11 protein-coding genes, 1 tRNA gene and 1 rRNA gene are annotated in these 12,039 nt (G+C 36.2%); 11 read left to right on the top strand and 2 right to left on the bottom strand.

The window, feature by feature from the left end; genetic code table 11:
• The first annotated feature begins 8 nt into the window (after nucleotides 1-8).
• Both F7O84_RS14445 and F7O84_RS14440 read left to right on the top strand, forming a co-directional pair.
• Nucleotides 9-365 (top strand): hypothetical protein, encoded by a 357-nt coding sequence (locus F7O84_RS14445; protein WP_151146820.1) that lies wholly within the window; start codon nucleotides 9-11, stop codon nucleotides 363-365.
• A 42-nt stretch (nucleotides 366-407) separates the two neighbouring features.
• Nucleotides 408-1,220 carry a hypothetical protein gene (locus F7O84_RS14440; protein ID WP_151146817.1) on the top strand — a complete coding sequence of 271 codons (813 nt, stop codon included), beginning with the start codon at nucleotides 408-410 and terminating at the stop codon, nucleotides 1,218-1,220.
• Between the two features lie 96 nt (nucleotides 1,221-1,316).
• Here F7O84_RS14440 and F7O84_RS14435 read toward each other — a convergent pair.
• Nucleotides 1,317-1,402: transfer RNA gene (locus F7O84_RS14435), tRNA-Ser, on the bottom strand.
• A 162-nt stretch (nucleotides 1,403-1,564) separates the two neighbouring features.
• Between F7O84_RS14435 and F7O84_RS14430 the strand changes: the two genes are divergently transcribed.
• From F7O84_RS14430 to F7O84_RS14410, 5 genes are read left to right on the top strand one after another with little or no spacing between them, the layout of a single operon-like run.
• A complete protein-coding gene (locus F7O84_RS14430; protein WP_151146814.1) occupies nucleotides 1,565-2,638 on the top strand; it encodes a 6-phosphofructokinase in 1,074 nt (357 codons plus the stop codon).
• A 26-nt stretch (nucleotides 2,639-2,664) separates the two neighbouring features.
• Nucleotides 2,665-4,233, top strand: a complete 1,569-nt coding sequence (gene dnaX, locus F7O84_RS14425) for a DNA polymerase III subunit gamma/tau (protein ID WP_151146811.1) — start codon at nucleotides 2,665-2,667, stop codon at nucleotides 4,231-4,233.
• Nucleotides 4,234-4,246: 13 nt separating this feature from the next.
• On the top strand, nucleotides 4,247-4,606 hold the full coding sequence (locus F7O84_RS14420; RefSeq protein WP_151146808.1) for a YbaB/EbfC family nucleoid-associated protein: 360 nt from the start codon (nucleotides 4,247-4,249) through the stop codon (nucleotides 4,604-4,606).
• Nucleotides 4,606-5,202 (top strand): recombination mediator RecR, encoded by a 597-nt coding sequence (gene recR / locus F7O84_RS14415; protein ID WP_151146805.1) that lies wholly within the window; start codon nucleotides 4,606-4,608, stop codon nucleotides 5,200-5,202. Before F7O84_RS14420 ends, recR begins: the two co-directional genes overlap by 1 nt.
• Nucleotides 5,203-5,216: 14 nt before the next feature.
• A complete protein-coding gene (locus F7O84_RS14410) occupies nucleotides 5,217-5,756 on the top strand; it encodes an HD domain-containing protein (protein ID WP_243140906.1) in 540 nt (179 codons plus the stop codon).
• On the opposite strand, the gene yyaC is transcribed toward F7O84_RS14410, so the two are convergent.
• Nucleotides 5,693-6,286, bottom strand: coding sequence for a spore protease YyaC (gene yyaC / locus F7O84_RS14405; RefSeq protein ID WP_279238009.1), 594 nt, complete (start codon nucleotides 6,284-6,286; stop codon nucleotides 5,693-5,695). The genes F7O84_RS14410 and yyaC overlap by 64 nt on opposite strands.
• A gap of 300 nt (nucleotides 6,287-6,586) precedes the next feature.
• Between yyaC and F7O84_RS14400 the strand changes: the two genes are divergently transcribed.
• From F7O84_RS14400 to F7O84_RS14385, 4 genes are all read left to right on the top strand, one after another.
• Nucleotides 6,587-7,981: a LysM peptidoglycan-binding domain-containing protein gene (locus tag F7O84_RS14400; protein ID WP_151146799.1), complete on the top strand. Its 1,395-nt coding sequence runs from the start codon at nucleotides 6,587-6,589 to the stop codon at nucleotides 7,979-7,981.
• Nucleotides 7,982-8,074: 93 nt separating this feature from the next.
• On the top strand, nucleotides 8,075-9,271 hold the full coding sequence (locus F7O84_RS14395; protein WP_151146796.1) for a DUF5711 family protein: 1,197 nt from the start codon (nucleotides 8,075-8,077) through the stop codon (nucleotides 9,269-9,271).
• Nucleotides 9,272-9,352: 81 nt separating this feature from the next.
• Nucleotides 9,353-10,003: a CvpA family protein gene (locus F7O84_RS14390; protein WP_151146793.1), complete on the top strand. Its 651-nt coding sequence runs from the start codon at nucleotides 9,353-9,355 to the stop codon at nucleotides 10,001-10,003.
• Nucleotides 10,004-10,364: 361 nt separating this feature from the next.
• Nucleotides 10,365-11,888, top strand: a 16S ribosomal RNA gene (locus F7O84_RS14385).
• The last annotated feature ends 151 nt before the right edge of the window (nucleotides 11,889-12,039 follow it).

Here is a 12,039-nt window from a genome sequence, read left to right as displayed (position 1 = left end):
AGTTTATTATGAAAACAAATCAGGAAAAGCTAGCTTTAAAGAAAAAACGACTATGGTCCAGGCAAATACTCAATTTTACGATATCTATGATAGTCATGTTAATCATTTTTAAAGGATTAGCTCCTGGTATTTCATATTTAAAAGGTCCTAAAAATTTACAAAGCATATTAGCTAAGATAGATATGTTAGAAGACGTCACATTAGAAAAGGAACAATACGTACAACTAGAAGCAGATAATTTATATGGGCCTTATTATAATGCAGAAAAAACAATAGCAAGTGAAGGTAAAAATGGCGTTAAAAGTTCGTTTGATGTTCTCAATCAATATTATTTATATGATAATAGGGTGGATTGTATTTTGTAGCAAATTAATAAACTTAAATAAATATGAGGGGGAAAGCAATTTATGAAAAACAAAAACAAACCAGAAAAAGTATTTAACGAAAAAAGCAGATTTATCCAATTTGAAACGGAACGGATTTATAGTAGAAAGAAGGCCCAGATAAGAGCGGGGTATTTTTTTCTAATAGTCGGGCTTGTGCTACTTATAGTTGGTTTGAAAATGCACATAGATCAATTGGTAAATCCCCCAATACCTGGTTTTTTAATTCTTGCAGGAGCATGCATGGCTCCATCTGGACTTATGCTTTTGATTAGAATGATATTTATTAGACGTGATAAAATTGCCAAACAGTTAGAGAGCCAGTTTGCTTTGTGTAATTTATCTGCAAAAGAGTTTGATGAAGAAATGGAGCAATTTGGAGCATTTTCTTTTGAAAAGGACGTTGTAATAACAAGAAATTTTATAATTTACAGAGAACCGATTAATACGAAAGCATTGTGTATAGATGAGGTTTATTTTGTAACAGGAGCCTTTATTGCTCAAAATAAAAATTATTCAGAAGTTGGACATATGCTTTATGATGGCAAGGGAGCTGTTGATGAACATACTAAGGAAGGATATTCTAGAGTACGAGGTAATTATTTTATTGAATTCTATGATGAAGATGGAAAACCGGTTTACGATTATAAAAACAAGAAATTTACGGTGAAAACAGGAAGTGAAAGAAAAACAAAAGAAATATTGAAAGATATTCATAACTCTCATCCATGGATTTATATGGGAAGAGAGCAAAAATACTGTATGAACGATGACAATGTAGTAGAATACAAACTTCTTTTTGATGAAAATAAAAGAAGATATTTAGAAACCGTATAAAATAAAAAACTCCGTCGAAGCAAACACTTCGATGGTTTTTTATTTTATAGTAAAGTTCTTCAAACTTAGAGATACCTTATCAAGTATCCTCTTTAACGGAGAGCATGGGATTCGAACCCACGGTGCTTATTAGGCACACTGCTTTTCGAGAGCAGCACCATAAACCACTCGGACAACTCTCCCTTTTTGTGTAAGACACACTGGAATATTATAATACAAATTATGAATTTAAGTCAATAGAATAACTTCTTGTGGTAATAATAAAAATATAATATAATTGATACATCGTAGTACGAGCAAAGGATAAATACCACATTTTTAGACTGTCAAGAATGGAGGCACATATGTTAAGAATAGGAATGTTAACCAGTGGCGGTGACTGTCAGGCACTAAATGGAGCCATGAGAGGTGTTGTAAAAGGGCTTACGAACAACACAAAAGAGGTAGAAATTTATGGCTTTTCAGAAGGCTATAAGGGATTAATATATGGTAACTACAGAATGCTTAGTGCAAGTGATTTTTCCGGAATACTAACAAGAGGAGGAACCATTCTTGGAACGTCTAGACAACCATTCAAATTAATGAGAGTCCCAGATGAAAATGGGCTTGATAAAGTGGCAGCTATGAAAAGTACCTATCATAAGTTAAATTTGGATTGTCTCGTTGTTCTTGGAGGTAACGGGACTCATAAAACAGCCAACCTTTTACAAAATGAAGGACTTAATGTGATAACATTACCAAAGACAATTGACAATGACTTGTGGGGAACGGATATGACCTTTGGCTTTCAAAGTGCAGTAGATATTGCCACTCATGCAATTGATTGTATTCATACAACAGCGGCCTCTCATGGAAGAGTTTTTCTTGTTGAGGTAATGGGACATAAGGTTGGATGGCTGACTCTTCATGCAGGTATTGCAGGTGGAGCAGATATCATTTTAATACCAGAGATTCCTTATGATATTGATAAAGTAATTCAAGCAATTGAAAAAAGAAAGAAAATGGGAAAAGGCTTTACGATTCTTGCTGTCGCAGAAGGAGCAATCTCAAAGGAAAATGCTAAGTTATCAAAGAAAGAATTAAAAGAAAAAAATAAAAAGAGCCCATATCCAAGTGTTTCATATGAAATAGCAGCAAAAGTGCAAGAAAAAACGGGACAGGAAATAAGAATTACGGTTCCTGGACATATGCAAAGAGGTGGAAGCCCATGTCCATATGACCGTGTGCTTTCCACGAGGCTTGGAATTGCAGCAGCTAATTTGATACTGAATCAAGAGTATGGAAATATGGTTTCTGTAATAAACGGAGAAATTAGTAAAGTACCATTGGAAAAAGTGGCTGGAAAGCTTAAAATGGTATTGCCAGATTCCAATATAATTAAGGAAGCAAAGCTTGGTGGAATTAGCTTTGGAGACTAAATGGCTCTGGTGTGAAAGGAGTTAAAATGTCTTATACAGCATTATACCGCAAATTTAGACCCCTAGAATTTGAAGATGTAAAGGGGCAGGAACATATTGTAACGACACTAAAAAATCAGATAAAATTCGAACGTATTGGACATGCCTATTTATTTTGCGGAACAAGAGGAACAGGAAAAACTACAGTCGCAAAAATATTTGCAAAGGCAGTCAATTGTGAACATCCAGTTGAAGGTAGTCCGTGTAATGAATGTGCTACTTGTAAAGCAATTAACGCAGGAGCTTCACTTAATGTAATTGAAATTGATGCAGCTTCTAATAACGGTGTCGATAATATTCGAGAGATTAGAGATGAAGTATCTTATTCACCAACCGAAGGAAAATATAAAGTATACATTATTGACGAGGTTCATATGCTTTCTATAGGAGCATTCAATGCACTTCTTAAAACATTAGAGGAACCACCATCTTATGTAATCTTTATATTAGCGACAACAGAATCGCATAAAATACCAATTACCATCTTATCCAGGTGTCAAAGATATGATTTTAAGCGAATAACCATTGAGGCTATTTATGGAAGATTAAAAGAGTTAAGTGACAAAGAAAATGTTGAAGTAGAAGAAAAAGCACTTCGTTACATTGCCAAAATGGGAGATGGTTCACTTCGTGACGCCCTTAGTCTTTTAGACCAATGTATTGCATTTTATTTAGGTAAAAAGCTTACCTATGAAAACGCCTTAGAAGTATTAGGAGCGGTAGATACAGAAGTATTTAGTCGGATTTTACGAAGTATAATGGAAAAGAATATTGTTTCCATTATATCGCAGATAGATGACCTAATTATGCAAGGTAGAGACTTATCGCAATTTGTTTTAGAATTTACATGGTATTTAAGGAACTTGATGTTAGTAAAAACATCTGATAATATAGAGGATGTTCTAGATGTATCAAGTGAAGGTTTAATGCGACTAAAGGAAGAAGCTACACGAATAGACCTTCAAGTAATTATGAGGTATATTCGAATTTTTTCTGAATTATCCAATCAGGTCAAATATGCAACACAAAAAAGGGTTATCATTGAAATTGCCTTTATCAAATTATGCAAACCAGCGATGGAAGCGAATCTAGACTCTGTTTTGGATCGATTGAATTATATTGAGAAGCAGTTAGAAGGTGGAGTAACCATACAAACTGCCTCATCACCTGTATTGCAACAGGAAGAAACGCAAAAAAAAGCAAAGCCAATAAGCGATATACCGCTACCTAAAGCAATTTCAGAAGACATTAAAGAAGTGGTAAGCCAGTGGAGAAGCATTATAGAAGGCATGTCAGGGCTTGTAAAACCGTATTTAAAGACAGCTAAATTAAGCGTAGGAAATGATAATAAACTAATCATTGTGTTTAGTGACTTTATGGCAGATGGAATTGCAAATACGACAGAACGCAAACAAGAACTTCAAGAATGCATTGCAAATAAGATAGGTAAAACAGTGGAAGTCGATATGAGAATGCTAGAAACAGGAACTTCATTTGAAGAAACCTATGTAGATATACAAAAAGTAATCAATATGGATATTGTAATTGAAGATTAAGGAGGATTTTATTATGGCAAAACGTGGAGGATTTCCGGGAGGAATGGGAATGCCTGGAAATATGAACAATTTAATGAAACAGGCACAGAAAATGCAAAAGCAAATGGAAGAGACAACAAAGGCTCTTGAAGAAAAGGAAATTACAGCAACCGCCGGAGGTGGTGCAGTAGAAATTACCATGACAGGTAAAAAAGAAATTAAAAAAGTAAAATTATCAGAAGAAGTAGTTGATCCAGATGACATAGAGATGCTGGAAGATTTGATTATGGCAGCAACCAATGAAGCAATTAGACAAATTGAAGAGTTATCCTCTTCTTCCATGGCTAAAATCACTGGTGGCTTAGGAGGACTTGGTGGAGGATTTCCATTCTAATGGACTTATATAGCAAACAAATTAGCAAATTAATTGAGGAGTTATCAGGGCTTCCTGGGATTGGGAGCAAGTCAGCACAAAGGCTTGCCTTTCATATTCTTAATATGCCACTTGAACGGGTAGAAGGTCTCTCAACTGCAATAATAGAAGCAAAAAAGAATGTTAGGTATTGTGCTCAATGCTATACTTTAACGGATTCTGAATTGTGCCCTATATGCAGCAACCCTAAAAGAGATAGCAAAACTATTATGGTATTAGAAAATACAAGAGATTTGGTAGCATATGAGAAAACAGGAAAGTTTGAAGGTGTTTATCATGTTCTTCACGGTGCTATATCTCCAATGCTTGGAATAGGTCCTAATGACATAAAACTAAAAGAATTGATGCAAAGGCTTCAAGGAGAAATAGATGAAGTTATTATCGCTACAAATTCGAGTCTTGAAGGAGAAACAACTGCTATGTACATTAGCAAGCTGGTAAAACCAACTGGAATTAAAGTAAGTAGAATTGCCAGCGGAGTTCCAGTAGGTGGTGATTTAGAGTACATAGACGAAGTAACCCTTCTTCGTGCACTGGAAGGGCGAATTGAAATATAGAGGTGTTAAATACTGTGAAGAAAAAGAATGAAAAGCTTCAAAAAGTGAAAAAGCAAAGATTATATCAGGAGTTTTGTGAATCAATTGAGGATTTAATTGAGCATCCAGTGGTACTTGAAATGAAAAAATATCCGCACCATTGTAGCACAAGCTGCTATCAACATTGTCTTAATGTAGCCTATTATAACTTTAAAATATGCAAGGCGTTTGGACTAGATGCAAAAGCAGCAGCAAGGGCAGGAATGGTGCATGATTTATTTTTATATGATTGGAGAACACATGCTAAACTTACCAATGATCGTTTTCATGCAATGACTCATCCAAAAGTAGCACTTAATAATGCTAAAAAAAACTTTGAACTAAACGAATTAGAGCAAGAAATTATTTTAAAACATATGTGGCCTCTAACAGTTATTCCACCCAAGAGTTGGGAAGCCTTTATCATTGGCGTAACGGATAAATACTGTGGTTTTTTTGAAATAGCAGATTTTTATTTTGAAACTTTAACGCCTAATTGGCTGCATTTTCCGTTTGGTAAAATACACGTAAAATAATCGTTTCGTTCTGCTAAACGAATCCCTAAGGAGATACAGTCAGCTAAGGTCATAACGGTATCAAGTCTGGTGGTTTGAAGAACAAGATTATCAAGCACGCCAGAAACATTCACAATTCCAGTAATAAAAATATCACCAACAGGTAGTAAGGTCTTCTTCACTCCAGAACCAGGAGTAAGAGGGCCTTTTCCTAATGTTATATATCCCAAATGATTTGAATTACCTAAAGAAGCGTCAATGGCAATAATAAAGGGATTGGAATATTTTTTGTAAATTTCCTTCGTGGTATCAGCCAGATTCAGTGCATGTACCGGATTTTCCAAGGTACCATATACCTTTACATTATGAAGACGGCTTTTTGACAATTTGTAACCTACCAGAGGACCTAAGCTATCACCGGTAACACGATCGGTACCAATGCATAATACGATAATGGTTTCATAAATAAGCTTATGATCAAGCAACAATTTAGATAAGCGTTCTGCAAGTTGGAAGCCTGCAAGCTTATCCTTTGAGTCAAAATAGCAAATAGAATGATCTATAATGAAGCCCTCCTTTTACAAGTGATATAAGATAATTTTAGACTCAACTCACAAAATATATTCCAATGTACAAAAAAAACTTACTGACAAAAAAAACCAACCTACAAAATTCACTGAAAAACCATAAGGAATTGGAGCGTATTAAGTCAGTTTCTTGCACAAAATTAGTAGACCTGTCGCAATTTTGTTAAAACCTTATGACACATATTGATAAAATTGACGCCCACTACATGATAAAATCTATCTGAAAAAGGTAAAACTATTCGGTTGACATGGAGGGGTGTAGACGTGATAGAAATTGTTTACAGTAAAGAAAATGATAAAAAAGAAGATTATTTACGGTTGCCGAAAAACATCAGGCAAATAGGTATACCAGATGAAACAAAGAAGATTTATATTGAGGATTATGCCATAACATTTATCAATCAGTTTGCGGCAAGTTGCATCGAGGAGCCAAAGGCAGCAGTTTTAGTGGGTAGCTCCACTTACAATAATTCTTGTGAATACATTTTTATTAGCGGTGTTATTGAAGTAGACAATATTAAAATAGATACAGAAAGTATTGATTTTACCGAAAAGACATGGACAGGCATTTATAGTAATATAAAAAAATATTTTCCAAATCAAGATATCGTGGGCTGGTTTTTATCTTCACAGGCTTTTCATAGAGAGTCAAGCGATCATATTATAAAAGCGCATATTGATAATTTTGCAGGCAGCGATAAAGTGTTTATGAAAATTGATCCACTTGAGAATGAAGAAATATTTTATATTTTTCAAAATGGACATTTTGTAAGACAGATGGGTTATTACATATATTATGAGAAGAACGAAGAGATGCAAGAATATATGGTTCAAGGAAAGGAAAAAGCAAAAGAAAAAGAAGAACATCCACTAGAACAAGTAGAAGACCACGCTGCAAAGAGCTTTCGAACCATTATTCAAGAACGAAAAGATGAAAAACATCAAAAAAAGATGGCGACCTTTATGTACACAACAAGTACATTTTTAGTTATGATTGTAATGGTAATTGGTATTACAATGATTAATAATTATGACAGAATGAAGAATATGGAAAAAACACTAAATACGATTTCAAAAGTAGTAAGTAATGAAGACGAAAAGATAGCAAACGACTGGTTTGCCAAAAACGAAGAGGAAGAAGATAAAGAAAACAACCAAAACAAAGAGCAGGTTAATTCCTCAAAAAATAGTAGTGTAGACCAAAGTACAAACGAAACACAAGAGGTTATGAATCAGTCAGCAATTCCAGTAGAAACAGTAAGTGGAAACGTGGAAAAGCAAGAAGAACCAGCGACAAATGATGCACAGCAAGAATCTTCGGGGCAAGCCCCACCAGAGCAAGCCCCACCAGAGCAAGCTCCACCAGAAGCACCACCTGCAAATCAAACAACGGGTACAGTTACTGAAATAAGTTCAACCGAAGAGGAAATGAAGAAGACTCTTCAAGACAGCAATGGAAATACCTCCGCTTCAAACGAAAAAAAGACGGAAGAAGCATCTGCGGAGCCAAAATATTATACAGTTGAAAAGGGTGATACGTTAGCAAAAATCAGTCTAAAACTTTACAATACCAAAGATATGGTTGCTAAAATATGTGAATTAAATAATATAAAAAACGATAATAAAATACAGGCGGGGCAAACATTATTGTTACCTTGACTATTCAAACCATTAAAAATACGTTATAATTGAAAATAGAATTTTGTCATGCGCATATGAGTAGACTAGATGAATGGATAAGGGTGTGAAGGAATGCCAGATATAAGAGAATATATGAAGAGCAAGAAAGAAGGTAAGGACTCTTCTTTTATTAAGAAGTTATTGATACATAGAGTTGCAGTTTTTTATAAAATTGTAATTCTTATCGTTGCATTAATTGCGATTGGTGTTGGTATTTATGTTTATTTTGAAAACAAGGTTTATACAAAGTATAATGTGATATCCTCTGTTGAGCGTACCGATACACAGACAACTACCTATTACAAATATGCACAAGGTATTCTTAAATGCAGTAGTGATGGAGCATCCTATACGGATTATTCTAATAAAGTAATATGGAATCAGACATTTGAAATGAACCATCCTATGATAGATATTTGTAATGACTATGTAGCAATTGCAGATAAAGAAGGAAATAAGGTATACGTTTTTAATACAAAGGGTTATCTATCAGAAATTAATGTCAATTTACCAATTGAAAAACTTCAGGTTGCAAGTCAAGGCGTTGTCTATGTTATTTTAAACGATGGAACTGGTTCAAAAGCCAAAGTATTTAGCAAAGAAGGAGAAGAACTTGCAAAAAGCGACTGGGCTATGGTAAAAAGTGGATACCCAATTGATATTGCCGTATCCGATGATGGAGAAAAATTAGGGGTTTCGTTTCTATATGTAGATAGTGGTATTATGAAGACACAAATTGGATTTTTCAATTTTGGATCAGTTGGCCAGAATAAAATTGATAACCTAGTAAGTGCTTATCCTTATGAAAGTAGTGTATTTCCAAGGATTGCATATGTAAATAATGCAACAGCAGTTGCCTTTGGAGATAAAAAAGTAGCGATTTACAAAGGAAATCAAATTCCTGAAGTAGTAAAAGAAATTGAAGTCCAAGATGAGATTAGAAGTATTTATTACTCTGATTCCTATTTTGCGTTGGTATTTGATAATTCAGACCCAGGAGCCAAGTATAGGATGGAATTATATGACTTGGAAGGAAATAAAGTATTAAATTTGAAATTCGACCAAGATTATAATAATATAGTAATAAACGAGAAAGAATTCATTATTGTAAGTGAAATGGGTTTTAGTATTTATAAGATGAGCGGTCTTGAAAAATTTCGATATAGTTCACAAAAGACTTTGTTAAATGTTATGCTAGAAGGCGCTTCGAACAGATACGTAATTATCGACTCAAGCAATACACAAATAATAAATTTGAAACTTAATTAAATAGAACATAAGATAAAAGTTAAATATACAAAAATCACTGTTCTAGATGTTTGATGCAGTGGATTGAAATAGGAGGGTAACATGAATTGGTTACTAATCGTAGTATCGATTTTTTTGATTGTTTGTGCACTCAATGGCTATAGACTTGGTTTTGTAAAGAAACTGTTTACAACAGTTTCTTTTGTCATTACGATTATTGCGGCATCGGCTTTGACTCCATATATCAGCGATTTTTTAGTAAATAGCACTTCGATACATGACACAATCAAAGAAAGTACGATTGGAGTGTTAGAAGGAGATAATTTTAATGAAAGTAAGGAAGAAACAGTTGACGCGATTAAATTACCATCGATTGTTAAGAAAATGATTAAAGAGGATAATGGCAAGGAAAGCATTACAAATAGTATTTATGAATATATAGGAAATGAACTTGCAGATACTATTGTTAACGCTATGTCCTTTGCGCTTGCTTTTATAGTAATAACGTTTGTTTTAAGAACGACTGTATTTACATTAGATATAATAGCAAATCTTCCAATCATAAAAGGAATCAATCAATATGCTGGCCTTATACTTGGTGCAGCAGAAGGGCTTGTCATAGTATGGATACTATTTCTTGTTATAACTATTATAGGAAATACACAGCTAGGAACAATGATGACAAAGTATATCGATGAGAGCCAGTTTCTAAGCTTTATCTATAATTATAACTTTTTTTTCAAATTATTTTAAAAACTTTGAAAAATTAGTTGACATATAAAAAGATAAATGATAACATATAAATCCACCACGAGATAAAAGGTGATTAAGAAATACAAACAAATTATTTTCTTAAAAAAAATAAAAAAAGTTGTTGACAAGGAACACGGGTTATGATATCCTATAAAAGTTGCAAGTCACACAGCAACAAAAGAAATGACAATGAACATTGATAACTAAACAGTAATTACAACCTTGAAAATTCAACGGTTTTCAAAGAAAACCAAGAGAAAAATTCAGAACAAAGTATCCATCTTAACAGATGAGATACGACCTAAAAAACAGTAATTAACGGAAAATAAGCTAGCAGCTTTTTGACGTTAGGATATAAACTTTTATTGAGAGTTTGATCCTGGCTCAGGATGAACGCTGGCGGCGTGCTTAACACATGCAAGTCGAACGAAGCACTTTTTCTTCTTCGGAAGAGAAAGTGACTGAGTGGCGGACGGGTGAGTAACGCGTGGGTAACCTGCCTTATACAGGGGGATAACAGTTGGAAACGACTGCTAATACCGCATAAGCCAACGAGGCCGCATGGCCTAGTTGGAAAAGATTTATCGGTATAAGATGGACCCGCGTCTGATTAGCTAGTTGGTGAGGTAACGGCCCACCAAGGCGACGATCAGTAGCCGGCTTGAGAGAGTGAACGGCCACATTGGGACTGAGACACGGCCCAAACTCCTACGGGAGGCAGCAGTGGGGAATATTGCACAATGGGGGAAACCCTGATGCAGCAACGCCGCGTGAAGGAAGAAGTATTTCGGTATGTAAACTTCTATCAGCAGGAAAGAAAATGACGGTACCTGACTAAGAAGCCCCGGCTAACTACGTGCCAGCAGCCGCGGTAATACGTAGGGGGCAAGCGTTATCCGGATTTACTGGGTGTAAAGGGAGCGTAGGTGGCGATGCAAGTCTGATGTGAAAACCCGGGGCTCAACCCCGGGACTGCATTGGAAACTGTGTTGCTAGAGTGCAGGAGAGGTAAGTGGAATTCCTAGTGTAGCGGTGAAATGCGTAGATATTAGGAGGAACACCAGTGGCGAAGGCGGCTTACTGGACTGTAACTGACACTGAGGCTCGAAAGCGTGGGGAGCAAACAGGATTAGATACCCTGGTAGTCCACGCCGTAAACGATGAATACTAGGTGTCGGGAAGCTAAAGCTTTTCGGTGCCGCAGCTAACGCAATAAGTATTCCACCTGGGGAGTACGTTCGCAAGAATGAAACTCAAAGGAATTGACGGGGACCCGCACAAGCGGTGGAGCATGTGGTTTAATTCGAAGCAACGCGAAGAACCTTACCAAATCTTGACATCCCTCTGACCGGACAGTAATGTGTCCTTTCCTTCGGGACAGAGGAGACAGGTGGTGCATGGTTGTCGTCAGCTCGTGTCGTGAGATGTTGGGTTAAGTCCCGCAACGAGCGCAACCCCTATCTTTAGTAGCCAGCATTTAAGGTGGGCACTCTAGAGAGACTGCCGGGGATAACCCGGAGGAAGGCGGGGATGACGTCAAATCATCATGCCCCTTATGATTTGGGCTACACACGTGCTACAATGGCGTAAACAAAGGGAAGCGAAGTGGTGACATGAAGCAAATCCCAAAAATAACGTCTCAGTTCGGATTGTAGTCTGCAACTCGACTACATGAAGCTGGAATCGCTAGTAATCGCGAATCAGAATGTCGCGGTGAATACGTTCCCGGGTCTTGTACACACCGCCCGTCACACCATGGGAGTTGGAAATGCCCGAAGTCAGTGACCCAACCGTAAGGAGGGAGCTGCCGAAGGCAGGTTCGATAACTGGGGTGAAGTCGTAACAAGGTAGCCGTATCGGAAGGTGCGGCTGGATCACCTCCTTTCTAAGGAAATGAGTAGGCATTAAACACTTAGCGAGTGATAACGAGTTTAGTGTGAAAGCCCACCCGAACACTTAATGAAGCGAAGCTGAATTTAGTGAGAGTGGTGAAGGTTGTAATTACTATTTAGTTATTAAGCTGTCAAAAAGACGAA

The organism is Candidatus Galacturonatibacter soehngenii (genome assembly GCF_008830185.1).
In the GTDB taxonomy this organism is placed as follows: Bacteria; Bacillota; Clostridia; order Lachnospirales; family Lachnospiraceae; genus Lachnotalea; species Lachnotalea soehngenii.
This window is presented reverse-complemented; position numbering and strand designations above follow the sequence as displayed.

What these genes read in the sequence shown, in the direction of transcription:
- dnaX (WP_151146811.1), top strand. Translation starts at nt 2,665, where the DNA reads ATGTCTTATACAGCATTATACCGCAAATTTAGACCCCTAGAATTTGAA.
- F7O84_RS14390 (WP_151146793.1), top strand. Translation starts at nt 9,353, where the DNA reads ATGAATTGGTTACTAATCGTAGTATCGATTTTTTTGATTGTTTGTGCA.
- F7O84_RS14430 (WP_151146814.1), top strand. Translation starts at nt 1,565, where the DNA reads ATGTTAAGAATAGGAATGTTAACCAGTGGCGGTGACTGTCAGGCACTA.
- F7O84_RS14440 (WP_151146817.1), top strand. Translation starts at nt 408, where the DNA reads ATGAAAAACAAAAACAAACCAGAAAAAGTATTTAACGAAAAAAGCAGA.
- F7O84_RS14420 (WP_151146808.1), top strand. Translation starts at nt 4,247, where the DNA reads ATGGCAAAACGTGGAGGATTTCCGGGAGGAATGGGAATGCCTGGAAAT.
- F7O84_RS14445 (WP_151146820.1), top strand. Translation starts at nt 9, where the DNA reads ATGAAAACAAATCAGGAAAAGCTAGCTTTAAAGAAAAAACGACTATGG.
- recR (WP_151146805.1), top strand. Translation starts at nt 4,606, where the DNA reads ATGGACTTATATAGCAAACAAATTAGCAAATTAATTGAGGAGTTATCA.
- F7O84_RS14395 (WP_151146796.1), top strand. Translation starts at nt 8,075, where the DNA reads ATGCCAGATATAAGAGAATATATGAAGAGCAAGAAAGAAGGTAAGGAC.